The 25860-nt window shown below is 38.3% G+C and carries 26 protein-coding genes and 1 riboswitch; of the genes, 14 read left to right on the forward strand and 12 right to left on the reverse strand.

All coding sequences use genetic code 11. The annotated features are described in order from the left end of the window. Window positions 1-211: 211 nt before the first annotated feature. Genes LV716_RS14830 through LV716_RS14840 form a run of 3 tightly spaced genes read right to left on the reverse strand, consistent with a single transcriptional unit; the run spans window position 212 to window position 3180 of the window. Complete coding sequence (locus LV716_RS14830; RefSeq protein ID WP_163418566.1) at window positions 212-991, reverse strand: ABC transporter ATP-binding protein; 780 nt, start codon at window positions 989-991, stop codon at window positions 212-214. Further along, the gene (locus LV716_RS14835) at window positions 991-2022 is read right to left on the reverse strand and encodes an iron ABC transporter permease (protein ID WP_163418567.1); all 1032 of its coding nucleotides are present in this window, start codon (window positions 2020-2022) and stop codon (window positions 991-993) included. The genes LV716_RS14830 and LV716_RS14835 overlap by 1 nt, the downstream gene beginning before the upstream one ends. Then, window positions 2023-3180: an ABC transporter substrate-binding protein gene (locus LV716_RS14840; protein ID WP_163418568.1), complete on the reverse strand. Its 1158-nt coding sequence runs from the start codon at window positions 3178-3180 to the stop codon at window positions 2023-2025. Window positions 3181-3275: 95 nt separating this feature from the next. Next, window positions 3276-3509, forward strand: a riboswitch (cobalamin riboswitch). A gap of 71 nt (window positions 3510-3580) precedes the next feature. Between LV716_RS14840 and LV716_RS14845 the strand changes: the two genes are divergently transcribed. Together LV716_RS14845 and LV716_RS14850 are read left to right on the forward strand one after the other, a co-directional pair. Continuing rightward, the gene (locus LV716_RS14845; RefSeq protein ID WP_163418569.1) at window positions 3581-5443 is read left to right on the forward strand and encodes a TonB-dependent siderophore receptor; all 1863 of its coding nucleotides are present in this window, start codon (window positions 3581-3583) and stop codon (window positions 5441-5443) included. Between the two features lie 16 nt (window positions 5444-5459). After that, a complete protein-coding gene (locus tag LV716_RS14850) occupies window positions 5460-6392 on the forward strand; it encodes an ABC transporter substrate-binding protein (RefSeq protein ID WP_163418570.1) in 933 nt (310 codons plus the stop codon). A 49-nt stretch (window positions 6393-6441) separates the two neighbouring features. Here the strand turns inward: LV716_RS14850 and LV716_RS14855 are convergent, their stop codons facing one another. Continuing rightward, window positions 6442-7935: a S41 family peptidase gene (locus LV716_RS14855; protein WP_163418571.1), complete on the reverse strand. Its 1494-nt coding sequence runs from the start codon at window positions 7933-7935 to the stop codon at window positions 6442-6444. Window positions 7936-8145: 210 nt separating this feature from the next. On the opposite strand from LV716_RS14855, the gene LV716_RS14860 reads away from it, so the two are divergent. The 6 genes from LV716_RS14860 (at window position 8146) to LV716_RS14885 (ending at window position 11757) form a co-directional block, all read left to right on the forward strand. Next, on the forward strand, window positions 8146-8655 hold the full coding sequence (locus LV716_RS14860) for an RNA polymerase sigma factor (protein ID WP_163418572.1): 510 nt from the start codon (window positions 8146-8148) through the stop codon (window positions 8653-8655). Then, window positions 8642-9061, forward strand: a complete 420-nt coding sequence (locus LV716_RS14865) for a hypothetical protein (RefSeq protein WP_163418573.1) — start codon at window positions 8642-8644, stop codon at window positions 9059-9061. Before LV716_RS14860 ends, LV716_RS14865 begins: the two co-directional genes overlap by 14 nt. Before the next feature lie 10 nt (window positions 9062-9071). Then, window positions 9072-9614, forward strand: coding sequence for a DUF4252 domain-containing protein (locus tag LV716_RS14870; RefSeq protein WP_163418574.1), 543 nt, complete (start codon window positions 9072-9074; stop codon window positions 9612-9614). Beyond that, entirely contained in the window at window positions 9614-10159 is a 546-nt protein-coding gene (locus tag LV716_RS14875) for a DUF4252 domain-containing protein (protein ID WP_163418575.1), read from the forward strand. Before LV716_RS14870 ends, LV716_RS14875 begins: the two co-directional genes overlap by 1 nt. A 91-nt stretch (window positions 10160-10250) precedes the next feature. After that, window positions 10251-10790, forward strand: a complete 540-nt coding sequence (locus LV716_RS14880) for a DUF4252 domain-containing protein (RefSeq protein ID WP_163418576.1) — start codon at window positions 10251-10253, stop codon at window positions 10788-10790. Window positions 10791-10941: 151 nt separating this feature from the next. Further along, the gene (locus LV716_RS14885; protein WP_163418577.1) at window positions 10942-11757 is read left to right on the forward strand and encodes a mechanosensitive ion channel family protein; all 816 of its coding nucleotides are present in this window, start codon (window positions 10942-10944) and stop codon (window positions 11755-11757) included. Window positions 11758-11782: 25 nt separating this feature from the next. Here LV716_RS14885 and purB read toward each other — a convergent pair whose 3' ends face one another. The 3 genes from purB to LV716_RS14900 are packed head-to-tail and all read right to left on the reverse strand — an operon-like array spanning window position 11783 to window position 14455. After that, the gene (gene purB, locus LV716_RS14890) at window positions 11783-13126 is read right to left on the reverse strand and encodes an adenylosuccinate lyase (RefSeq protein WP_163418578.1); all 1344 of its coding nucleotides are present in this window, start codon (window positions 13124-13126) and stop codon (window positions 11783-11785) included. Window positions 13127-13174: 48 nt separating this feature from the next. Further along, window positions 13175-13747, reverse strand: coding sequence for a hypothetical protein (locus LV716_RS14895; RefSeq protein ID WP_163418579.1), 573 nt, complete (start codon window positions 13745-13747; stop codon window positions 13175-13177). 6 nt (window positions 13748-13753) lie between these two features. Beyond that, window positions 13754-14455 (reverse strand): NAD-dependent deacylase, encoded by a 702-nt coding sequence (locus tag LV716_RS14900; RefSeq protein ID WP_163418580.1) that lies wholly within the window; start codon window positions 14453-14455, stop codon window positions 13754-13756. A gap of 42 nt (window positions 14456-14497) precedes the next feature. Here LV716_RS14900 and LV716_RS14905 point away from each other — a divergent pair, with 42 nt between their 5' ends. Beyond that, window positions 14498-15157 (forward strand): RNA methyltransferase, encoded by a 660-nt coding sequence (locus LV716_RS14905; protein WP_163418581.1) that lies wholly within the window; start codon window positions 14498-14500, stop codon window positions 15155-15157. 39 nt (window positions 15158-15196) lie between these two features. Beyond that, a complete protein-coding gene (locus LV716_RS14910; RefSeq protein WP_163418582.1) occupies window positions 15197-15724 on the forward strand; it encodes an SRPBCC family protein in 528 nt (175 codons plus the stop codon). Window positions 15725-15729: 5 nt separating this feature from the next. Here the strand turns inward: LV716_RS14910 and LV716_RS14915 are convergent, their stop codons facing one another. The 4 genes from LV716_RS14915 to LV716_RS14930 all read right to left on the reverse strand — a co-directional run bounded on the left by LV716_RS14915 (window position 15730) and on the right by LV716_RS14930 (window position 20852). Continuing rightward, entirely contained in the window at window positions 15730-17415 is a 1686-nt protein-coding gene (locus LV716_RS14915; RefSeq protein ID WP_163418583.1) for an alpha-amylase family glycosyl hydrolase, read from the reverse strand. Between the two features lie 94 nt (window positions 17416-17509). Further along, window positions 17510-18286, reverse strand: a complete 777-nt coding sequence (locus LV716_RS14920) for a carboxypeptidase-like regulatory domain-containing protein (protein WP_163418584.1) — start codon at window positions 18284-18286, stop codon at window positions 17510-17512. Window positions 18287-18361: 75 nt separating this feature from the next. Continuing rightward, window positions 18362-20128 carry a DEAD/DEAH box helicase gene (locus LV716_RS14925; RefSeq protein ID WP_163419477.1) on the reverse strand — a complete coding sequence of 589 codons (1767 nt, stop codon included), beginning with the start codon at window positions 20126-20128 and terminating at the stop codon, window positions 18362-18364. 142 nt (window positions 20129-20270) lie between these two features. Next, on the reverse strand, window positions 20271-20852 hold the full coding sequence (locus tag LV716_RS14930; protein WP_163418585.1) for a non-canonical purine NTP diphosphatase: 582 nt from the start codon (window positions 20850-20852) through the stop codon (window positions 20271-20273). A 60-nt stretch (window positions 20853-20912) separates the two neighbouring features. Between LV716_RS14930 and LV716_RS14935 the strand changes: the two genes are divergently transcribed. The 3 genes from LV716_RS14935 (at window position 20913) to LV716_RS14945 (ending at window position 24475) form a co-directional block, all read left to right on the forward strand. Then, complete coding sequence (locus LV716_RS14935) at window positions 20913-21365, forward strand: isoprenylcysteine carboxylmethyltransferase family protein (protein WP_163418586.1); 453 nt, start codon at window positions 20913-20915, stop codon at window positions 21363-21365. A gap of 154 nt (window positions 21366-21519) precedes the next feature. Continuing rightward, entirely contained in the window at window positions 21520-23412 is a 1893-nt protein-coding gene (serA, locus tag LV716_RS14940; RefSeq protein WP_163418587.1) for a phosphoglycerate dehydrogenase, read from the forward strand. A gap of 130 nt (window positions 23413-23542) precedes the next feature. Next, entirely contained in the window at window positions 23543-24475 is a 933-nt protein-coding gene (locus LV716_RS14945) for a type IV pili methyl-accepting chemotaxis transducer N-terminal domain-containing protein (RefSeq protein ID WP_163418588.1), read from the forward strand. On the opposite strand, the gene rlmH is transcribed toward LV716_RS14945, so the two are convergent. Further along, window positions 24438-24911 (reverse strand): 23S rRNA (pseudouridine(1915)-N(3))-methyltransferase RlmH, encoded by a 474-nt coding sequence (gene rlmH / locus LV716_RS14950; protein WP_163419479.1) that lies wholly within the window; start codon window positions 24909-24911, stop codon window positions 24438-24440. The genes LV716_RS14945 and rlmH overlap by 38 nt on opposite strands. 88 nt (window positions 24912-24999) lie before the next feature. Here rlmH and nadC point away from each other — a divergent pair, with 88 nt between their 5' ends. Beyond that, window positions 25000-25857, forward strand: coding sequence for a carboxylating nicotinate-nucleotide diphosphorylase (gene nadC / locus LV716_RS14955; RefSeq protein ID WP_163418589.1), 858 nt, complete (start codon window positions 25000-25002; stop codon window positions 25855-25857). Window positions 25858-25860: the final 3 nt, after the last annotated feature.

Genomic DNA, 25860 nt, shown 5'->3' on the forward strand with positions numbered 1-25860 from the left:
GCTTACAGCTTACAGCTTACAGCTTACAGCTTACAGCTTACAGCTTACAGCTTACAGCTTACAGCTTACAGCTTACAGCTTACAGCTTACAGCTTACAGCTTACAGCTTACAGCTTACAGCTTACAGCTTACAGCTTACAGCTTACAGCTTACAGCTTACAGCTTACAGCTTACAGCTTACAGCTCATTGGTTTTACAAACCGTCGCTTCTCTATTTGTTCACTTTAAAAGAACCTGTTTTAGCATCAAATTGAACCATTTCTGAAGGAAAAAGATGTTCAAAATGCTTTTGTTCTATTAATTTGCAGGGTTCTCCGAATGGATTTTCATGTCCATCAAGGATTAAAATTTTATCGCATAGCTGAATGGCTAAATCAATTTCATGTGTTGTAAAAATGATTGTTTTCTGCTGTTCATGAGCCAATTGCTGCAATAACTTTAGAATTTGTACTTTATGGTAGAGGTCTAAATGTGTTGTGGGTTCATCTAATAAAATGATGGGCGTATCTTGTGCCATAGCACGTGCTATCAATACACGTTGTAGTTGACCATCGCTGAGCTCATGGCATTTGCGGTAACGTAAATCGTTCAATAAAAAAGTATCCAGACTTTTCTGAATTTGTTTCTTATCGGTCTTCGTCAAAGTGCCTATCCAATTGGTATAGGGCTGCCTGCCCAGTGCAATCAATTCTTCAACGGTTAGATTTTTGGAAGCAGGTTGCTCTGTTAGCACCAAGCTAAGTTCTTGTGCAAGTTTTAATGAAGCATAATCTTTTAGATTCTTGGTATTTAAGGTAATGCTGCCCGATATTTTGGGTTGAAGATTTCCTAAGGTGCGTAAAAGTGTCGATTTTCCAATGCCATTAACGCCAACGATAGCACATAGTTCTTTGGATTTCAAGTCAAAATTTATCGTGTCCACAATTGTTTTGGAGGTATAGCCAATTGCTACATCTTTAACTGTGATAATATTTTTTATTGACCCTGGCATCAAAACAACATTTTTCGTTTTCTAACCAGCAACCATATCACAACGGGAGCTCCAATAAGTGAAGTTATGGCATTTATGGGCAAAACATTGGCAGAATTTGGCAACTGTGCAATGGTATCACAAAGGAGCATTAAAATGGCACCATAAAGAAATACTGAAGGAATGAGAATGCGATGCTCCATAGTGTCGAATATTTGCCTTGTAAGGTGCGGTACCGCCAATCCAACAAAAGCAATAGGTCCTGCAAATGCCGTAATTCCACCAGCCAATATGCCAGTTGCAATGATGATAATGAGCCTGGATTTTTTTAAAGATATGCCAAGGCTCAATGCGTAGTTTTCTCCTAATAAAAATGCATTTAATTTTTTTATGGAAAGTATACTCAAGATAACTCCTATGCCAACAATGCCACTTAAAAGGATTACTTGTTGCGAAGATAGGTTGCCGACACTCCCAAATGACCAAAAAATAAAGCGCTGGAGGTTCTCCGCAGTTGAAAAATAGGCCAGTACACTGACAATTGCTGCCGTAATACTTCCAAACATAAGACCGATAATCAGTAAAGCCATGGTATCCTTGACCCTGTTGGCTACCAGCATTACCACAAGCAATACCAAAAAACTACCAACACTTGCCGCGATTGCCAACGACACATCATTTAAAAGTAACAATGAAGTAAAACCTGTGAACAGCGATGCGCCCATTAATAGTAATGCAGCTCCAAGACTGGCGCCGGAGCTAATCCCCAAAACAAAAGGTCCGGCCAATGGATTGCGAAACAGGGTTTGCATCAACAAGCCACTCAACGCCAGACCGCCACCAACTAAAATGGCCGTAAAGGCTTTAGGTATGCGATAGTTCCATATAATGTATTTCCAAGACTCAGTTTCAACTTCACCACCAAATAAAGAAGACAACAGTGCTTTGAAAGGTATTGCTACAGAACCTGAACTTATATTCAATATCCATGCAAAAATTAGAGCTGTAATGATTAGCGCAAACGAAATACGGTATGATTTGTAGTGCTGCATTTAGTGCAAGGGCAAGTAGAAATTGAGTTCGTGATTTGGTAAAAGTTCAGGATGTAGTATGGAGATTAGATCTTTAAGCACCAAATCTGGCCGTTGTGGAGCCAGCTCATAAAAAAGAATACCTCCAGTACTTCCTTTCTTTACAGCATTTGAATATATTTTTTTATTGGAAAATGCATCGAATTGTTCATAGTGAGTGTCCGCTTTTTTCAAATCTTTATATGTAGTGTGCATGGAGGGATTGAACCAAAAATCTGCCTGTTTCCCTTTTTCCAAAACGGCTTCCAAGCTCAGGCCAATACTTCCTTTTTCCTCAGTATCTGTCCATATGTAATTCGCATTGGCATCTTTTAAAAATTTTGCCATCCAGCTTTTCCCACCTGCTATATACCATACATCTTTGTATAGCCCGCCAGTTAATACTGTTGGTTTTTGTGTTGCATTCAACGCTAAAAGCTTGGTGTCATTATATGATTTTTCTATTGTCTTGAAAATACTGTCAGCCTGTTTTTCTTTTTGAAAAAAAGGAGCGAAAAACTTAATCCATTCTGCCTTTCCCAAAGGTGTTTGCTCTGTCCATTCTCCATTATACACTACAGGTATTCCTGAACGTTTTAATGTTTCATAAGCTTTGTTGGTATTGTTTATTCCGAAGCCTATCACAACATCTGGCTGCAAAACCAATGCGATTTCCGTATTGATATTTTCATTGGTTCCCAATTCTTTAATGTGCTTGGATTCTATTCGTTTTCGGGCCCTTTCCGAAGAAACTAGATCCGTGTTGGGAAAACCTGTAATCGTATTCAGTTCGCCCAAAGCTTCTAAAGAAGGAATGTGTGTTGTGGAGGTTACAATCATATTTTTTACAGGTACGGGTATTATGGCATCGTATGTATCCCGAGGTAGCGCTATCGAAGCAATTTTTTCTCTGGATACCAATGCATATTTAAAATTGGTTTCTGCACCTGGCCAGGCTGATGAAACTTCTATTGTAGTAAAATTGGTATTTGATTTTATTGTAAAACCTGTAGCGTGGTATATTTTGGTTTCTCTCTCTTTTTGTTTAATCGGAAGGACTTTCTTTTTTTCACCGCAACCAGAGAAAAAGAATATAAAAAAGCTTGTGAAAAATAGGATGAATACTTGTTTTCGTATCATGACCCCAAATGTAATATTATTTAACTTTTTTAAAAAAAGATTAAACAGAATGATTACTTTCGCTGAGAATTTAGGTTCGATTTAGTCATGTGATTTTGCTTTAGAATATTTTTAGTTCAGTAAGTGATTTCAAAGGAGCTAAGTCGATTAAAAGGGAATCTGGTGTAAGTCCAGAACTGTTCCCGCAACTGTAAGTTTATGTCAAACTTGTTTTGACACTTCAAACAAATGAAGGTGTTATTTCTTCTATGTCACTGCCTTAATCTAAGGTGGGAAGGCAAAATAGCATTGAACAAGTCAGGAGACCTGCCAAATTCAAACAAAACATGTTAAACTTTCGGGATAAAGGTTTACGTATGGGTACAGACATACTATTCTCCCGTTTATTCTAGTAAACGAAATGAAAAAAAGTTACTTATGGTTAGGTGCTGCTATTTTAGTTGGCAAGGGTCTTTCTGCGCAGAGCTCACAGCAAGATTCTGTTCAGGTTCAACAACTGCAGGAAGTGGTTGTGAGTGATTCGCGTTTTGAGCTAAAGCGTGAAAATTCTGGTAAAACGGTCATCAAGATTTCAACTGAGGAATTGGAACGAAATCAAGGTAGGACCGTGGCTCAGATTATCAATACAAAAAGCGGAATTGAAATTGCCGGTAGCCGGGGTAGGGACGGTGACGTTCTAGGTGTTTTTGCCAGAGGTGGGCGAGGACGACAAGTTCTGGTCATTATTGATGGGGTTCGTGTAACCAACCCTTCTTCTTTTGCGGTTGAATATGATTTACGGCTTTTGTCTGCAGCCAATGTAGAATCCATTGAAATTATAAAAGGTGCTGCGAGTACGCTTTATGGTACCAACGCGGCTACGGCTGTCATCAACATCACTACCAAAAAGAATTCGGAAAATAAGATTGCAGGTAATTTTGAATCCATGGTAGGAACAAATCAAACTTCTGAAGACCAAAATTATAACCTCGCTAGTTTTGCCAATGGAGCTAGAGTAAGTGGAACCTTGGACAAGTTCTCTTATGGTCTAAGTTTTTCCAATCGCTATTCCAATGGACTTTCTGCTGCTGTAACTCCAGAAAATGAGGAAGATGATTTTTCACAATACAGCACAGACCTTAAACTGGGATATCAATTTTCTAAAGACTTGAATGTTTCGGTTTATGTGAACAAAACGGAACTTAGAACCGAGTTTGATGCCGACCGTGCTGAATCTCCCAATAGATTAAAGCAAGATCAGGAACGCGTAGGGATTGCATCCACATTTAACTATGGAAAAGGATCTGTAGAACTAAATGCTGCGTACACAGATTTTGAAATAGATACCAGAGGCACATTTGGTGATAGCAGTGCCAACGGTGAGAATTTTGTTTTTGACATTTTTAATAAATATGTGTTGAATGAAAAGTTTTATACAGTTCTAGGCGTAAACTATATTAAAGACAAGGCTTCTTTTACCAATGCGGTGGATTTTACGATTGTTGACCCCTATGCCAACTTGGTATATGTATCTGATTTTGGCTTCAACCTAAATACGGGAGCTAGGCTTAATACGCATTCTGAGTACGGGAACAATTTCGTATATAACGTAAATCCATCCTACGTTTTTCGTACCTCTGAGGGGTATGTTAAACTTCTGGGTACTTATGCCACATCATATATCACACCTAATTTAACACAGTTGTTCGGGGATTTTGGTGCAAACCCAGATTTGGAACCTGAGGAGAATACTACCATAGAAGGTGGGGTGGAGTATTTTGTAAATGATAAGCTTCGGTTTAGTACTATTTATTTTGATAGAAATGAAAAGAACCGAATTGGGTCGGATGCTGATTTTCGGAGTATTAATATTTCAGATGAAATCGATGTAAACGGTATCGAAGTAGAAGCTTCTTGGATTCCTATTGAAACACTTACCTTGGATGCCAATTATGCCTTCACAGAGCGGAAGGGTGATAATGCTATAAGAATTCCCAAGCATAAAGCGAATTTAACTTTGGGCTACCAACTATGCAAATCCACAAATGTTTCGCTTAACTATGCCTATACCGGTGAGCGGAATGATACAGATTTCGCCATCGGTGAGAATGTTGCCCTAGATGCTTTTTCCTTGGTAAACTTGTATATTGACCATGAATTAATGTCCAATAAGCTGAAGGTTTTCCTCAACGCCAATAATGTTTTAAATGAAGAGTTCACTGAAATTATTGGTTTTACCACTAGAGGTAGAAACATCAGTGCTGGATTTAACCTAAGTTTTTAATCACCAAATCGATACTATGTTGAAGGTTTGTTCTTTTATGCCCGCCGTTACCCAGATGATTTATGATATGGGTCTTGACAATCAGCTTTATGGCGTCACTTTTGAATGCCCTGAACAAGCGTTAAAAGAAAAGAAACCTGTTGTACGTTGTATTTTGGAAGGTAAAAACTTATCTAGTCAGGAAATTGATACGTTGTTTTCTGCAAGTAAGCACCAGGGGAAAGATTTGTATTATGTGGACGAACCCCTTTTGGAGACGATTTCACCTGATATCATCTTCACCCAGGATATATGTGATATATGCCAGATAGATACGGCATGTACTGCAGCAGCAGTTGCTAATTTAGAGAAACAACCTGAATTGATTTCGATAAGTCCACAATCTTTGGAAGACGTTTTTGAATCTGCAATTACCATTGCCAAAGCAATGGGTAGGGAAGAGGTGGCCTATTTGTATTTGGCAAAATTGCATAACCGAATTGATAGCGTAATCGATAAACTAAGAGCTTCCAAAGCATTGCCAAAGCGGGTGATGCTGATGGAGTGGTTAGATCCTATTTTTAATTGTGGACATTGGATTTCCCATCAAATTGCTTACGCAGGTGGGGTGGATATGCTTTCGAACCCATCTGGCGACAGTATAGTGACCCAATGGGACAAAATCGTAAAGTATGACCCTGAGGTTTTGGTCATAGCGCCTTGTGGTTTTACGATTGAACGAACCATTGAAGAAATGCACTTGCTGATTAAAAAAGAGGGATGGAATGAATTAACAGCAGTTAAAGAAGAAGCTGTCTACATTGCAGATTTTGATATGTTCACTCAATCATCTGCCAATACACTCGTCAATGGAATAGAAGTATTGGCAGGCCTTTTTCATCCAGATGTATTCGACATCCCTGAGAAACTATCAGAAAAGTTCAAGCCTTTTCTTGTGAAAACGATTTAATACTAAAATGCTTAAATAAAAAAGCGGCTCAATGAGCCGCTTTTTTAAGTTATTCAAAATGAATGTCAATGTCCCAAGGTTTATCCAAGTACATGTTATCCTTTATTGGAGTCATCAGTCTGGAGCTCATTACTTTCTTTGCAGGCATTTGAACGGTAAAACTCCGCTTGCTTGCAACACCGGTGATTTCCTGAATTGCTCTTGCTAACATGGGTTCATTGGGGTCTCCCAAAACTCCTAAATTTTCGATATCTTCTTCAAGTGCTATATTGGGAGCCAAGCCAGCTGTATAATCAAAGAATCCATCAGCATTTTCATTTCTCCCTACCAAGGGTTGTAACCCCCATCTATTATTAGGATTTATTTCGTTTTCGCGATTTGGATTATAAATATAACTCCCTTCAGAGTCGTCAACCAATGTGATGGAAAATTCATTTTTACCTCTGGTGGTCTCTCCAATATGAATAACGTTAACATATGGGGCCAAGCCGTTCATGACCAATTCACTGGCAGAAGCGGAATCATTTGTCGCCAGGATATAAACTGTGTTAAGACCTAGGGAATTTACCTCTGCACTGTTATTATCCCCAATACGATTTGCAAAGTAATTATTCAATCTCGAATCTGGCAGCTGTGGTTGTATTTTGCTATTCCAACGCTCACGTATGTACAGCTTATTGGTATCAGTACTATGAACCATACTGGCCAACAATCGCGAAGTATTTACGTTCCCACCGGGATTATAACGCATATCTAGTACCAACTGAGTTGCACCATCAGCTACAAATTGTCCAAAAACATTGTTAAGTTCTTCGTTAAAATTCCCAAGAAACCTATTGTACATTAAGTACGCAACTTTCTCGCCGCCAACGTCCAAGGTTTCTGCAACTAAAATCGGATTTTCTACAAAATTCTCCACTTTTACCAAAGTAACTTCATCATCGTTGTCTGTTATCGTATTATCAACGATATCGGCAAATCCTAATGTATAGCTATCAGCGCCAAATAGGTTAAAATTGTTTATGCTGCTATTATTACGATCGGCAAAGAGCTGTTGTCCATCTACCCGAGTGAAAATATCTCCTCTTTTAACACCTTTGTTTGCAGCATCTGAGTCGGGAAGTACATATTGAACAAATCCGAATATATCATTTCCCTCTCCAAATCTTACCAATCCAAATTCCAATCCATTGCTTTTTGAAACTCCAGCTAAACTATTTACCAGTTCTTCGTAATCATCATTCGAAAAACTAAAGCGGTCTTCATTAAATTGAATGCTATTGTAAAAATCCAGCGGGTCGGGTGTAGCTTCTAAAAAAGTGGTGTAATCAGTATCATTTGAGAAACGGTTATCTGCTAAGTTTGGTACTTCGGCTTGCCAAAAATACCATAAGTTCATGGCTTGCCACATAAAATTTTGTACAGTGACATCGGCCCCAGGGGTTGGGTCTGGTGTGTCAGTATTCGTAATTCCGTCATCATCGTCGCTACAACCAACAATAAATAAAGACAGCCCCAAAACTAAAAGAAAGTATTTTTTCATAGTTATTTTTTAAGAGATTCACTCAATTATCGTTCCATTTACTAATAGAACTTGTTGTTTAGGTAGTATAGTTTGGTGAATTCTTACAATTTTTGATTCACAAAATAGAGACATATAATGAGAATACAAATTTTTTGTAACAAAATTCGATATATGTCGTCGTGATAGTATAAGCGAATTTAAATAGCTTACAAACAACTAAAAACTAAAATGAAACAGGCCGAATTTTTAAATGTGGTAATGCCCTTTAAGGACAAGCTCTACCGACTGGCCAAAAGATTGTTGGTCTCACGGGAGGAAGCTGAAGACGCCACACAAGAGATTTTGCTGAAACTTTGGTCTAAAAATGAGGCAATGGAACAGTATAAAAATGTTGAGGCCTTTGCAATGACTATGACCAAGAATTTTTGCTTGGACCGATTAAAATCCAAACAGGCCAGTAATTTAAAGTTAGTTCACAGTAATTATAGTGATGAGAGAACCTCGCTTCAAAAACAATTGGAGGCTGAAGATAGTGTTCAGTGGATGGAGCGAATCATGGAAAAGTTACCCGAACAGCAAAAAATGGTATTGCAATTACGGGATGTGGAGCAATATGATTTTGAGGAAATATGTGAACTTTTGGATATGAAGCCTACCGCAGTTAGGGTAACATTGTCCAGAGCAAGAAAAATGGTAAGAGAAGAATTGATAAAAAAACATAACTATGGAATTGGATAACATAGAAAGATTATTGGAGAAATATTTTGATGCTACCACTACGGTAGCTGAGGAAAAGACATTGCAGACTTATTTTTCGCAGGAAAGTGTAGCAACACATCTTGAGCAGTACAAGCCAATGTTTACCTATTTTTCCAACGCCAAGGAAGAAAAATACACAAAGCAGGTTCCATTAAAACCTAGAAAGAACTACTACAAATGGATTTCCGTAGCAGCTGTGACACTATTCATTTTTGGCATCTATTTTGGTAACGAGTACCAAGAAAAAAGAGAGGCGGAATATGCCTATCAAGAAACAAAAAAGGCTTTTGAACTCTTGGCCGAAAATTTTGGTCGAGGCACTGAAAAAGTAGCCTATTTAAAAGAGTTTGAGGTCGCAAAACAAAAAATCTATAATAATAATTAAATCACAAAAAATGAAAAAGTATATTTTAATCATAATGATAGCTATAGTGCCCTTGTCTGGTTTTTCCCAGTCATTGTTTGACAAATACGAAGATTTGGATGACGTAACTTCTGTGGTTGTCAACAAAAGCATGTTCAATCTATTGGCGAAAATAGATGTTGAGGTCGATGATCCGGAAGCGAGGGATTTTATGGACATTGCCAGTAGCCTTAAAAGTCTGAAAGTATATACCACGGACAATAAAGAGATTGGTAATAACATGAAATCTTCCGTGGACAAATATCTAAAGTCATCTACCATGGAAGAGTTGATGCGCGTAAAGGATAAAGACGCCAACGTCAAGTTTTATATAAAGCAGGGTAAAGATGCCGACCACGTAAGTGAACTATTGATGTTTGTTACAGGTCTAAAGGATATGGAAGCAGATGGCAGAAAATTTGAAACGGTTTTACTTTCCTTGACCGGGGATATCGATTTGAACAAAATCAATTCGTTGACAAAAAAGATGAATCTTCCGGAAGAATTGAACAAAGCGGGTAAAAAAGGAAACTAATGGGGACGATAAAAAAATGGTTTACTGTAGTCGTCTGCTCATGCCTTCCCATTTTTGGAATGTCCCAATCCATTCTTGACAAGTTTGAGGATTCAGATAGAGTAGGTTCTATAACGATAAGTAAGGGAATGCTGGATATAGTTGCCGATGCCATGTCCTATGATAAAGATGAAGATACAAAGGATTTTGTAGCATTGGCAAAAAGTATAGACAATATAAGAGTATTTATATCTGAGGACAAGGGGGCATCAGCAGACATGGCTGTTACGATGAAACAATATGTTAAATCATCGAGATTGGAAGAGTTAATGAAAATAAAGGACAAGGATACCAATCTAAGATTCTACATTAAAAATGGAAAAAACGGAAATAATGTTGAAGAGTTACTCATGTTTGTCACTGGAATTGAAGATGAAAAAGGTAACGACTTTAAGTTTGAAACCATTTTATTGACCATGACAGGTGATATCGATTTGGCGAAAGTCAGTTCATTGACGAATAAAATGAATCTTCCGAAAGAATTGAACAGAGTAAATCGTCGTTAAAATTAAGTTAGGGTTGTTGCCATACTGTAACAAAAACAGGTTTTTGGCAACTTATATCATAGAAATCAAATCAATCAAAAAATAATAGTAAATGAAGAATACAGTCAAATTTATAGGGATGGTCATGATGGTATTGCTGGCTTCATGCTCTTCCCAACAAAGTCTACAGGAATATTATGTTGATAATTCAGAGAATCCCAATTTTATCTCCATAGATGTACCGGCCAGTATTTTGAAAATGGATGAAGCAAATCTCACGAAAGCGGAATCCGAAGCAATTGCATCTTTGCGAAAATTCAATCTTTTGGCATTCAAAAAAACCGATTCCAACGTAGCGGAATATAAGTCAGAAAAAATCAAGGTAAAACAGATTTTAAAGAACGATGATTTTGTAGAGCTTATGAAAATCAACTCCCAATATGGAAAAGGTGTTATAAAATACCTAGGTGATGAAGATGCGATTGATGAAGTCATCATCTATGGCGATAGTAAGGACAAGGGCTTTGCTTTGGTACGTGTCTTGGGAAAAGACATGAATCCTGCACATATAGTGCAATTAATGCAGGCAATTCAGAAATCGGACTATAAAGGAGAAGGCCTTGGGGAAATTGGAGATTTTTTAAAGGGATAATTTTACTTCATATCACCTAATACTGATCCTGAACAATCAAGATTGTTCAGGATTTTTTAGTTTGTAACGGTATCGAAACTCTAAGTTTGTGTGACGCTTTCTCTATCTTAGTGTCTCACTATAAGAACACTAACAAAATTTAAAGTAAACCATGGAAAAAGCACAAGAATGGATTAACTACGGTATTGAGCTCGCAAAAGAATTTGGCCCCAAATTGATTACGGCTATCCTCATTTATGTAATAGGTATCTGGATTATTAAAAGAATTATTGGCACCAGTAAAAAAGTAATGTCCAAAAGCAAGTATGATGAATCGTTACAGCGGTTTCTACTTAATCTTGTTTCTTGGGCGTTAAAGATATTCTTGATTATCATTGTGATTTCAAGATTAGGTGTGGACGTTACCACATTTGCAGCAGTGATTGCAGCTGCAGGTCTTGCTATTGGCTTGGCTTTGCAGGGATCACTCTCCAATTTCGCTGGAGGCGTATTGATCATGATTTTTAAGCCCTACAGAATAGGAGACCTTATAGAGGCTCAAGGTGTTTTGGGAGCTGTAAAGGAAATTGAAATTTTCACTACAAAATTGACAACGCCAGAGAACAAATTGGCCATTGTGCCAAACGGCGCCATGGCAAATGGGAATATCGTTAATTATTCGGCAGAGGGTAAAATTCGGGTAGATACGGTGATAGGGGTAGGATACAACGAGGATATCAAAAAGACAAAAGAAGTCCTTATGAACGTGCTTACTTCGAACGAAAAAGTGCTACAAGACCCAGAACCTTCTGTAAATGTTATGGAATTGGCGGACAGCTCCGTTAATTTTGCAGTACGCCCATTTTGCAAACCAGAACATTACTGGGATGTCTATTTTGCTATTTATGAAAATTGTAAGTTAGCGTTGGATGCCGCCAATATTGAAATACCGTATCCACATTCTGTAGAGATACACAAAGAAGGCTAGAACTTTTTAAAAACTAAATTAATGACTAAACCCCAGTATAATTTGCTGGGGTTATTTTTTTAAGTTCATTTTTTATGGCATCGGAAACCTTCAACGTGTCAATAAAATCTGCAATGGATTTTTGGGTGATTTTTTCATTGGTTCTTGTTAAACCTTTTAATGCTTCATAAGGATTTGGGTATGCTTCCCTTCTTAAAATGGTTTGAATGGCTTCCGCAACTACGGCCCAGTTATTTTCCAAATCCTCTTCAAATTTAACCTCGTTAAGAACTAGTTTGTTCAATCCCTTTAACGTTGAAAGAAGCGCCACTTGTGTATGGGCAAAAGGAACCCCTACATTCCGTAATACTGTGCTGTCCGTTAAATCTCGCTGTAATCTTGAAATTGGGAGCTTTGCGGATAAATGCTCGAAAAGTGCATTGGCAAGCCCTAGATTTCCTTCCGAATTCTCAAAATCTATTGGGTTGACCTTATGTGGCATTGCAGAAGAACCTACCTCTCCCTTTTTTATTTTTTGTTTGAAGTAATCCATAGCGATGTATGTCCAGATATCCCTATTTAAATCAATAAAAATCGTGTTAATGCGCTTTAGACAATCAAAAAGGGCTGCCATATGATCATAATGCTCAATTTGTGTAGTTGGAAAAGAATGGTGCAATCCTAATTTTTCCTGAACGAATTGTTGTCCAAAAGTTTTCCAGTCAATACTTGGATAAGCAACTTTGTGTGCATTGTAATTTCCGGTGGCGCCGCCAAATTTAGCAGCGCTGGGAATATCGTTCAGTAGATTAAACTGTTCTTTCAAGCGTTCTACAAAAACATCGATTTCCTTTCCCAATCGGGTAGGGGAAGCAGGTTGTCCATGGGTTCTTGCCAACATGGGAATATTTTCCCATTCCGAAGCAAAAGCTTTTAACTTTTCAAAAACCTCAAAATACAACGGAACATAGACATCGTTCATGGCTTCCTTTATGGATAAGGGTACTGCCGTATTGTTGATGTCCTGTGAAGTCAATCCAAAATGGATGAATTCCTTAAATTTTTCCAGACCTAACGCATCAAATCTTTTTTTGATGAAGTATTCTACAGCTTTTACATCATGATTGGTGACTTTTTCAATTTCCTTGATCGCTGTGGCGTCCTCGGATGAAAACTCAAGATATATGTTTTGAAGCTCAACGAACTTCGAAGCATCAAAATTGGCCAACTGTGGCAAAGGAATTTCGCATAGCGCGATAAAGTATTCAATTTCAACCTGAACGCGATACTTAATCAATGCTTCTTCGGAGAAATAATTTCCGAGGGCTTCGGTTTTGTTGCGATACCTTCCATCTATTGGGGAAATTGCGTTTAGCTGGCTTAAGGACATAGACCTCTGTTTTTTTGAAGCAGCAAAGATACTTATTAGTTGAGGAGTTTAAAAACCAAGTTTCTTTAGGGCTGCAAGTATTTTTGAAGCTTTGGACCGATAACCAGGGGTAGCTCCATGTATGTTTTGTTCCAGAATGATTTTCAGTTCAGGATGAATCCAATCATAGTTTGTACCCAAATAAAACAAGCTGGACATTGCAAAAGCCTTCGTAGCCACTTTATAATCACCGATAAGCCAATCAAAATTTATGGTCATGATACGTTCCAAAAGCTCATCAGAAATATGTTCCCTAAAACGGCTGTCCTTTTTTTTGAAATATTTTTCCATGCTGAATTCACACACATGGGCCATGGGCCTGATGATTGATTCGGATTTTAAGTCAGCCAGACTGTTGGTAAATGTGTCATAGTGTGGCAATAGAAATTCCAGTTTTTTTCGCATCAGATGGTCAAATACCCAACTTGCATTGAACGAATCTTGTTTATCCTGTTCTAAAACTTCTAGTAGTAGGGGATAGGTCAATTCTGGTTGCATCACTAGCTTTTCAACAATCCCAATGATTTCCTGTTTGGAAAGCCTACCAGAATTTAGGGCAATATGCAGTTGTTTTTCGGTCATGAAAAATCAGTGGAACTTACTGTACAATTCTTGGGTAAGGGCAGGTACGCCTTCGGTCGCCGTTTTTGAAATAATGGTGAGATCGGCAAAATTCGAAGCTTGTATACTGGGTCTTGGGTCTATAAAATAAATAGGGGTTTCCCTAGGAACAAAATTAATTAGGCTAGCCGCTGGATACACCTGCATTGAGGTGCCTATAATGATGAGAATTGCAGCAGTTTGGGTAATCTCAATAGCAACTTCCAGCATAGGGACCATTTCTCCAAACCAGACAATATGGGGGCGGAGTTGATGTCCGTTTTTATCTAAATCACCCAATACTAAATCTTTTTTCCACTCCAAAACATGATTCTCATTTGCAGTACTTCGTACTTTTAACAACTCTCCATGCAGATGGACAACATGGGAACTGCCAGCTTGTTCATGGAGATTGTCCACATTTTGGGTGATAATGCTTACATCAAACTCTTCTTCCAACCCAACAAGTGCTTTGTGTCCCTCGTTCGGTGACACTTCCAAAAGTTGTTTGCGTCGTTGATTGTAAAACTCCAAAACCAGTTCTGGATTTTTATTAAAACCTTGGGGAGATGCAACTTCCATGACATCATGGCCTTCCCAAAGGCCATTGGAATCCCTAAAGGTCTTTAACCCGCTTTCAGCACTAATTCCTGCACCAGTGAGCACAACTATTTTTTGCTTTTTACCCATGGGCTAAAAATAAGAAATTCATTTTTTGCTATCTTGTTCTTTATGTTTAATGATGATGTTGATGTATTGACCTATTTGGAAGGTTTCCTTACCGAAGGAAGAAAGCAACGGTTTTTGGAAGTGCTCCAACAGCGCACACGATACGTGACCGTTGCTATCGAAGATGTATATCAACTACACAATACCAGCGCCGTGATTAGAAGCTGCGATGCTTTTGGTGTCCAAGATGTGCATGTTGTTGAAGATAGATTTGGTGAGCGATTGGATAAAAATATTGCTATGGGTGCTGAGCAATGGGTAGATGTGAATCGATATGCCACTACCTCTGAATGCATTACAACGTTAAAGGATGAGGGTTATGACATTATTGCGACTACACCGCACTGTGGTTCAATCTCACTTCCTGATTTTAACTTGAAGACAAAGACCGCATTGTTTTTTGGAACGGAAAAAGAAGGTTTGAGTGAAGAGGTCATGCAAAAAGCGGATGGATTTCTTACAATTCCAATGGTTGGTTTTTCAGAGAGTTTGAATGTTTCTGTTTCGGCGGCTATTATTATCCAAGTTGTCACGGAAAAGTTGAAAAAGTCTGAAATATCATGGCAGCTTTCTGATATTGAGATACTTGAAAAACGACTGGATTGGACTAAAAAATCGATTAAAGATGTGGAAAGAATTATCAGCAGATACCTCAATACATAAAGTTTTTGTACCTTGAGTTGCAACCAAAACTAAAAACCAATGTATATTTTACTCTATCTTCTCGCAGGAATCGTATTGCTGATTTTAATTTTAGCGGCAATTGCCCCAAAGTCGTACAATGTTTCTAGGTCTATAGAAATAAAAAAATCAAAAGCTGTTGTTTTTGAGAATCTCAAGTATCTGAAAAATCAAGATGCATGGTCTCCGTGGAATAAAAAAGACCCTAACATGAATAAAAAATTTACCGGTACCGATGGTGAAGTTGGTGCAATGAGCTACTGGAACGGTAATAAAGATGTAGGGGAAGGGGAACAAGAAATCACCAAAATTGTTGATGGGGAGCGTGTTGAATCGGAACTACGATTCTTAAAACCATGGAAATCCACTTCTGATGCTTACTTGCTTACAGAAGCAGTAGGAGAAGATACTACCAAAGTTACATGGGGTTTTTCAGGAAAAAACAAATTTCCGTTCAGTATTTTTATGTTGTTCATGAACATGGATAAAGCTGTTGGTGGAGATTTTGAAGAAGGATTGGCCAGCTTAAAGGCCACTTTGGAAAAATAAATAAATCATTCCACCAATTCCAACAGCGCAATATCAAAGTCATTTTCAAGAATGACCTTGCCTTTGGTCACTACCACTTGGGTCTCGGAGTACGTATCGTACAATTTGGTACCATCACCAAAAAAGCCTTTGACCCAAAGTGATTTTTTACCTTTTGGCAAATCCAGTCCAATGACCACTTTATCCTTAAAGTCACCATCGGTATACATTCTTGAGAATACGTAAGGTTTTTTACCCAATCTTTTGTGCTTACCAGCTCCAACTGCTGGATGGTTTCTTCTAAATTGCCCCAGCTTTTGCCAGTGTTTATGTATTTTCTGGGTTTGGGGCAGACTGTCCAAATCTTCCCAGTTCATAAATGAACGTAGTGTCGCATCCCCTTCGGTGCCTTCTATAATGAGATTTCTAGAGGTTTCATCTCCATAATATACTTGGGATGCGCCAGGAGTCAATAATAACATATTCGCGGCATACATTGGACGCTTTCGTTCCTTATCAAAGGGATTACCATCATCATGGGACGTTAAATAATTGACTACACTTTTCCCTTTTAGTTTGTTGTTTAATAACTTGTTATATTTCTTAAAAACGGTTTCGTAATCATTGTGGGCATCATTTTTTAACTCAAAGTTGATGAGGCTCTTAAAGCCATAGTCAAAAAAGTCCACTTTTTTATCTCCAAAATCAAATTGTCTACCTCCAGAAATACCGTAGTTATATACTTCGCCCACCATGTAGAACGGATTGTTGTCCAATACATAGTTTGGGTGTTTTTTCTTCCAGGTCTCAAATGCATAAGTGGCCTCTTTGTACAAATCTGCCCATGCGTCTTCATTGACATGTTTTACGGTATCTACCCTAAAACCATCAACTCCAAAATCGTTGATGTAATCCGTTAACCATTTGATGATATAGTATCGTGGTGCCCTCGGATATCCTGTTCGTTCAAAGAACAATTGAAGTTCGTCCAACTCTTGGCTAAGTCGCCCTTCTTCCTTCCATTTGGCTAAAAGTGCGTCTGGCAGTTCTACGGCATCATTGGATTCGGTTAAAACATCGGGAAGGTTTTGTACAAGCGTACATGCAGTCGTGTTTTCATAGTTGGAGAATTCACAAGCAGGACCAGTTCGCACCCATTCTTCGGGCCAAACCGGGTCTTTTTCGGTAACAGGACCTGTATGGTTCAATACGACATCAAGAAGCACTCGAATGCCTTTTGCATGAGCCGATTTGACCATTTTTTCCAAATCTTTTCGTGTTCCAAAATTTGGGTCTATCGCTGTCCAATCCTTTGCCCAGTAGCCGTGATATCCATAGGTGTTTCCGGTGCCTTCGTTCGTTGCACCATGGATTTGCTCTACGACAGGAGTAAACCAAATGGCATTTATTCCTAAGTCGGTAAAGTACCCTTCTTCTATTTTTTGTGTGATTCCTTGTATATCGCCACCTTCAAAACCTCGTAGCACACCGGTTTCCATGGTTCGGTCAAAATTGACATCATTTTCACTGTTCCCGTTATTAAAACGGTCGGTAAGCAGAAAATAGATGTTCGCACCTTCCCAAACAAATGGAGCTTGTTTTTCAGGCACTTGTTCTTCAACTACTTTTGTGTCTTTTTTTGCCTTTTTTGTAACTTCTTTGCAGCCAATAAGAAAAGAAAATAGGGACATAACGAAAAGCAGTTTTTTCATTTTTTGGGATTTTAGCTAAAACTATAAAATGCAAGCCGAAATATAAAATTTATTTATCCCAAGTATTGTAGTCAAATTTGTGTTGAAAATGCTATTATCTTCTGTTCAGTACTTTATACTCTTCATAGCAGCTAGATATTGCATCTAAAATTTGTAAATCGTTGGCGGTAGTGATAAAGGATTTGGAATAATTACAGTTATTCAGGATATCCTGTATGTCCACTTTTTCAATCTGAAGCAATTCCGTAAGGGTCTCCCTATCAAATTTTGAGGCCAGTAAGTTCCTGATATCCTCATCTTCTTTCATCTGGCGTAATTTTCGCATTTGTTTTGGTTTTTTTCCAAAAAGATTGCGCAGCAAATCGGCCGGATTTAAAATGGCACCCAATACTTTTGTGACCGCGCTAGGATTTTTACTGCCGGCTTCATAGCTTCTTTGTAGTCCAGATATACTGTATTGGTACGCATTGTTCACAGGAAGGTTTTTTACGTCAATTTCGAGATAGCCCGTTAATTGGTATGGTCTAACGATAACTTCTTCTAGAGCATAGGCCAGTTCTGTAAGTGCTATTTCTGTACCTTCAAACTTGAACATATCATTGGTCACCCTTACTTTTTGCGATTTAAAACCTAGAAAAGAAAGATATAAGGTATCGTTCACAGCGGCACGAATCGTAAATTTTCCTTTTTGGTCCGTAATGGTACCTACAACTTTGTTGAGGTTGATAACATGGACACTTTCCATAGGAAAACTTGATTGCGCATTGATTACGGTTGCAGTCAATTCACCTTCGACCGAAGTATCTTCCTCATTTTGAGCTAAACAAAAAAATGAAATGAAGGAAAAAAAAATAAGTAAAACTTTTCTCATGCAATTTATGTAGTCATAAAAGTACTAAACAAAGAAAAATAAACACGTCTTCCTTATCATTTAATATAGAATTAACTAATAGAAGCCAGAACGTTTTTTACCTCCTTTACCTCCTTTTCTGCCTGAATTGTTTTTTCTACCTCCTTTGTACGATCTATTGTCACCGCCTTTTCTATGGCCTCGGTTTCTATCGCGTTTTTTGCCACCTCTTCCAGAACCTCCGGGGTTCTTGGATACTTCTACATTGATAAAACGACCGTCTACCTTAAATTCAGTGAAGGTTTGTAATACATGTTCCGTAACCTTGGCATCAGTATTAAAAAAGGAAAAACTATCCTTGGTATCTACATTGAAGACCTCTTCTTTTTCCAAGTTTAGGGTGTCCCGCAAGAAGTCTTTTAAGGACATCCAATCATAACCATCCCGTTCCCCTACGTTGATAAAGTAACGCACCGATCCATTGGAGGGCGCACCATCTTTTCCATTTTTGTTTCTTTCGCCACGATTTCCGCCGTCATCAGAGGAGTTTAAATCTCTGGTCTTGCTGTAATAACTATAAAAACGTGTAAACTCTACCGATACAATTTTCTTGATGAGTTCGTCCCTGTCTATACCATCCAAGACATCATTGATTGCAGGTAGGTAGTGGTCTATCTCGGTATTGACTTTTGTCTCCTTGATATTATTTGCCAAATGGTACAGTTGTATCTCGCAAATTTCTATACCTGATGGGATTTTCTTGGATAAAAAGTCCTGTTTGATTTTATTCTCAATGGCCTTTATTTTTCTCATTTCAGAACGCGTAACGATGACCATGGAAATACCGGATTTTCCTGCACGTCCTGTTCGCCCACTTCTGTGAGTATAGGTTTCTATCTCATCTGGTAACTGGTAATTGATAACGTGGGTTATATCGTCCACATCTATTCCTCGGGCAGCGACGTCTGTAGCCACGAGCATCTGGACCTGTTTCTTTCTGAACGAATTCATGACAAGGTCACGCTGATTTTGACTCAAATCTCCATGCAACGCTCCTGCGTTGTAACCATCTTCAATAAGTTTTTCCGCAACTTTTTGCGTATCCCTTTTGGTTCTACAGAATATTACCGAAAAGATACCTGGATTTGCATCTGCCAATCGTTTCAATGCGGGATAACGATCACGTCCACCAACCACATAATATTCATGCTGAACCGTAGAAGCACCTGCATTTTTTGTACCAACCGTAATTTCTTGGGGTTTGTGCATGAATTTTTTTGCAATGACCGAAACCTCTTTCGGCATAGTTGCAGAAAACAACCAGGTTAATTTCTCTTGGGGCGTATTGGACAAAATATCCTTTATGTCCTCAAAGAAGCCCATGTTCAGCATTTCATCGGCCTCATCCAATACACAGTAGTCAATTTTAGAAATATCGACCATTCTTCTGCCGATCATGTCTTTCATTCGGCCTGGTGTGGCAACAATTATTTGTGCACCACGCTTTATTTGTCTTGCCTGGTCCGTAATACTGGCACCACCATAAATAGCTACGGTGTTGAGCCCTTTGACGTACTTTGAGTATAGCTTGAGTTCGTTCGTTATCTGTAAGCAAAGCTCACGGGTAGGAGAGAGGATAAGTCCTTGCGTAGTCCTACTTTCCGATTGTATTTTTTGAATCATGGGAAAACCGAAAGCTGCGGTTTTTCCTGTTCCTGTTTGTGCGAGTGCGACCAAATCGGTCTCTTGCTCCAATAAGATCGGAATTGCTTTTTCTTGTACTTCTGAGGGGGATTCAAATCCAAGATCGGAAATAGCATCCAAAAGGGGTTTGTCCAACCCCAAGGCTTCAAATTTTGTCATTTTGGTAAATACCTTAAATCGCAAATATGTTGTGTTGTACAGAGCGATTTCGATTTTACCATTGTAAGCCCTTAACAACACCTTGCCCATACCGGCGGCGTTAATAAAGGCGCAAAGGTACATTAAATAGTTCAGTTGGGAACTATGGCTTCATTTTTTCAAAAAATGCTACTAATTTGCGTATGGCTCTGCCCCTGTGGCTAATAGCGTTCTTAATTTCTGGCGATAGTTCACCAAAGGTGGCGTCGTAGGTTTCCGGTCTAAAAATGGGGTCATAGCCAAAACCTCCCGTCCCATATTCCTTTTTGGTGATGTTTCCTTCCACAATGCCTTCAAAAGCATAGCTTTTGTTGTTTAAATTAAGATGTACTACTGTTTTAAAATGGGCTTCTCGATTGTTAGTGCTTTCCATCTCGCGCAATACCTTAGCTATATTATCCCGAGTGCTTTTGTGTGTTCCTGCATAACGTGCAGAAAATACTCCTGGCGCACCGTGCAAGGCATCGATCAAAAGACCGGTGTCATCGGAAAAACAGTTCTGGCCAAAGGTTGAAGTAACATAATCCGCTTTTATCTTGGCATTTTCTTCCAATGTCTTCCCTGTTTCGGGAATTTCTTCTAAACAACCAATGTCCGTTAAGGATAGTAGCTCAACGAAAGACGGAAGCAGTTCGCGAACTTCTTCCAATTTATGTTGATTATGTGTGGCAAAAACGATTTTCAAAGTATGAATGATTTAAAGCGTTGCTAAAAGTAGTAATTTCGAAATATTTGTTGCTTAAATATGAAATTGAAAGTATTGCCGCCTTTAGTAGTATTGGTTTTTGGAGGTTTAATGTATCTATTGTACAGGTTTTTGCCTGTAGGTCATTTTGACTTTTTTGGACGAGAACAACTTGCAATTTTTTTGTGCTCTCTTGCTGTACTAATTATGTTGATAGCGTTACTTCAGTTTTTAAAAGTGAAAACTGCAACCAACCCTATTAATTTGACCAAAACCAGTAGTTTGGTAACTAACGGGATTTTTAAGTATACCAGAAACCCTATGTATTTGGCAATGCTGCTTATATTGATTGCCTTTGGATTAAAACTTGGGAATGCTTTCAACACACTTTTGGCAGCTGGCTTTGTGTACTATATGAACCATTTTCAAATCAAACGCGAAGAAAAAGCACTTACCGAGTTGTTTGGAAAACGGTACAAAGTGTATTGTAAGGAAACTAGACGATGGTTTTGACACTAAAAACCATTGAATCATAATTTTATATAAGTTTTTAGAACATTTTGAAGACTATTTTTGATATATCCATATTTGTAGATGGTTTTTTATAACTTCCAATTTTAGGGATGAAATTAATGTTTAAATTTAGCCCTTAATTTTTGGAAAAATCATGGTGGAAGTGGGACGAAAGTACGTTTTTGATTTTGATAGTACCCTTACAACGGTTGAAGCACTGGATGTGCTGGCAGAGATGACCTTACAGGGTAAATCAAACAAAGAAGAGATTATACAAGAAATACAGAACATCACCAATTTAGGTATTGATGGGGATATTTCCTTTACCGAATCTTTGGAGAAAAGGATACAGCTCTTGAATGCCCATAAAGATGATCTTGGTGGCTTGGTGGAAGAACTTCGTCACAAAATTTCAAAGTCCATTGCTTCCAACAAAGAGTTCTTTCAGAAATTCTCGGAAGATATTTACGTGATTTCCTGTGGTTTCAAAGAGTTTATTGATCCAATTGTTCAAGAATATAATATTCCATCAAATCGTGTGTATGCAAATACATTTAGATTTGATGACAAAGGGAACATTGTTGGTTTTGACGAATCAAACGTGCTTGCTTCGCATAATGGAAAGATCGAGTGCCTTAAAAACCTTGATTTGGATGGTGAAGTACAGGTAATCGGTGACGGCTACAGTGATTATGTTATGCGGGAAGCTGGTATAGCGGATAAGTTTTTTGCCTACACGGAGAACGTACATCGCGAGAAAGCAGCAAACAACGCGGACCATGTAACTCCCAATCTTGATGAATTTCTTTATGTAAATGATTTACCAAGAAATATTTCGTACCCCAAAAATAGGATCAAGATTCTTTTATTGGAAAATGTGCATCCAGATGCCTTTAAAAACTTATCCGAAGATGGTTTTTCGGTAGAATTGGTGAAACACAGCCTTCCGGAAGAAGAACTCATTGAAAAAATTAAGGGAGTGCACGTGCTGGGGATTCGTTCCAAGACACAGGTAACCCAAAAAGTACTTGATGCAGCGGATAAATTGTTGGTAGTAGGTGCTTTTTGTATTGGTACTACCCAAATTGATTTAACGTATAGCAAAGAGAAGGGCGTAGTTGTTTTTAATGCTCCCTACAGTAATACGCGTTCTGTTGTTGAGTTGGCCATAGGGCAGATCATAATGCTTATGCGTAACGTTTTTACGCGCAGCACTGAAATCCATAATGGAGAATGGAACAAAACGGCTATCAATTCAAGAGAAGTCAGAGGTAAGAATCTGGGGATTGTAGGTTACGGTAATATTGGAAAACAACTATCTGTTTTAGCGGAGGCAATTGGGATGCGAGTGTATTACTACGATGTAGCTGATAAATTGGCTTTGGGAAATGCCATTAAATGTGGTTCCCTGGAAGAATTGCTTACTGTTTCTGATGTGGTGACATTACATATAGACGATAATAAAGCCAATAAAGATTTCATAGGGCAAAATGAAATCGATACAATGAAGGACGGTGCAATGTTGATCAATCTTTCTAGAGGTTTTGTTGTAGATATTGATGCGCTTTCCAAAGCATTGGCGAGTGGTAAACTAGCTGGGGCAGCCGTAGATGTATATCCAGAAGAACCCCGAAGTAATGGAGATTTTAAAACTGCGTTACAGGGATTTTCCAATGTAATATTAACACCCCATGTTGGTGGTAGTACCGAAGAGGCACAGCGAGATATTGCGGATTTTGTACCCAATAAGATTATGGATTACATCAACTCTGGGAATACGGTAGATGCCGTAAACTTTCCAAACATAAGATTGCCCAAACAGAACAATGCCCATCGTTTTCTGCATATTCATAAAAATGTACCCGGGATTATGGCCAAAATCAATGAAGTATTGGCCAAGTACGAAATGAACATTACGGGACAATTTTTGTCTACGGATGATAAAGTTGGTTATGTAATCACCGATCTGGACAAAGAATACAATAAAGAAGTGGTCAAAGCACTTAAAAATGTAGAAAATACGATTAAGTTCAGAGTATTGTATTAATTGCAAAGACTCCATCTACAATCCTGCATTTCACATTCTTAAAACCTAGGTTTCACAACAATTATCTTAAAAGACTTTTTTTAAGGAGTACATTGTAACTAAATTCTTACCAAAACGGTATTCTGGTTACATGGGCAATAAAAGAATGAAATTATTTAAAAAAGGTTTTAGGGCTTACTACTTATTGGTAATTTCCATTGTATTGTTGACCATTACGATACAGTCCATGACCCAATATTCTTTAAGTAAACAAAGATCTACGGCATTGATTGTAAACTTGGCGGGTAGACAAAGAATGCTAAGCCAACGCTTACTCAACGAACTGTACTCGTGTAGGTACCACAGCTGCGACTACGCCGAAATGAAACTCACTTTGACCAAGCTATACCAAATGAACGGATTTCTCCAAAAAGGTAACGCAGGGTTTAAGTTGGAACCTTTGGATGACCAAGCTATTTTGAAGGAGTTCAGAAAATTAGATCCACATTTGGAATGGTTGTACAGTGAATTGGAAAACTTTCAGAATTACAAGCATGTTTCGTTCAATGACGTAAGATATCGGGTTGATCGGTTTCTTGTTATAATGGATGGAATTGTAAATCAGTTTCAGAAGAAAGCCGAAAAAGACATTAGGACCATGATGATTATTGAAATGGAACTTGCCATCTTTTCAATTGTTATCATTCTCTTCGAGATATTTTTTATAGTAAACCCCATTATCAATAGAATACTTGATCAAAAGAAGAAACTTTCAGAAATAGCGTGGCATCAATCCCATGTCTTCAGTTCCCACATGAAAAACATAGCCGACCTGCAATATGTGCTTAAAGTTGAAAAAAATCCCGAACGTCAAAAAGAGATTTATGGCTTTATTGATGAAGAATTGAATCATCTAAAGAAGGTGTCCCAAAGCATGGTAAAATCCTTGGAAGAAACTACCGAAGAACCGAAACCACATCATATCGTTATAAAAAAGGTGGAGAATTTTCTGGAAAAATATAAGCTTATGGGGGCCGATAAATCACCTATTGATGATGATATGGCTCATTCCGTAAAATCGTAAATCCTCTGTATAGCTGTTCAACGACAAACAAACGAACCATTTGATGCGAAAAGGTCATTTTGGATAGGCTCATTTTGGCATCACATTGTTGATATACTTTTTCGCTAAACCCATAAGGTCCGCCGATTACCAAAACAAGGTTCTTTATACCACTGTTCATTTTTTTCTGGAGAAACGTAGAGAATTCGACTGATGAAAATTGCTTTCCTTTTTCATCCATTAGGATTATGGTATCACTGGCTTTACATTGATTAAGAATCAATTCCCCTTCTTTTTCTTTCTGTTGGGCTTCAGAAAGGTTTTTACTGTTCTTGATATCGGGAATTATAACAAGCTTAAATTTCACATAGTGTTTCAACCGCTCTTCGTAGATAGCGATAAGGCTGGAGAGTTCACGACTGTCTGTTTTTCCTATGGCAATTAAGGTAATCTGCATCATCAAAAATAATTTTTTATGGCCAAACTATACTAATTGACCTTAGATGTAACTAATGTTTTTATTATTTTCGTCAAAACCCCTATGGATGATTACCCAAGATCAATTCCAAAAAGAGATACATTATATTATCGAGAATGCCATTCGTGAGGACGTAGGTGACGGAGATCATAGCTCTTTGGCCTGTATACCCGACACTGCTACTGGCAAGGCAAAACTATTGGTGAAAGATAAAGGCATTATTGCCGGTATAGCCTTTGCCAAACGAGTATTTGAACATGTAGATTCAAATTTAGTGGTGGAAACCCATATTTCAGATGGTATGCAAGTGGAGCATGGGGATATAGCTTTTTATGTATCCGGTAGTTCCCAAAGCATATTGAAGGCCGAACGTTTGGTCTTGAATGCGATGCAACGAATGAGTGCAATAGCGACCAAAACAAAAAGTTATGTTCAACTTTTAGAGGGAACCAACACCAAGATTTTGGACACCCGTAAAACAACACCTGGAATACGGGCCCTTGAAAAATGGGCGGTAAAAATTGGTGGTGGGGAAAATCACAGATTTGCGCTGTATGATATGATCATGTTGAAAGATAATCATATCGACTTTGCTGGGGGCATTGCAGAGGCGATACACAAAACAAAACAATACCTTCAGGACACTAACAGAAATCTAAAGATCATTGTAGAGGCAAGAAACCTTGATGAGGTAGAAGAAATACTAAAATCAGGGGGAGTATATAGAATCCTATTGGATAATTTTGATTATGATGATACTCGAAAAGCAGTCACATTAATAGGGGATACTTGTCTAACCGAATCTTCTGGCGGAATCAACGAAAATACACTGAGGCGATATGCAGAATGTGGGGTTGATTATATTTCCTCAGGTGCCTTGACCCATTCTGTCCATAATATGGATTTAAGCTTAAAAGCAGTATAACAC

Source organism: Flagellimonas sp. HMM57 (assembly GCF_021390175.1).
Lineage (GTDB): Bacteria > Bacteroidota > Bacteroidia > Flavobacteriales > Flavobacteriaceae > Flagellimonas.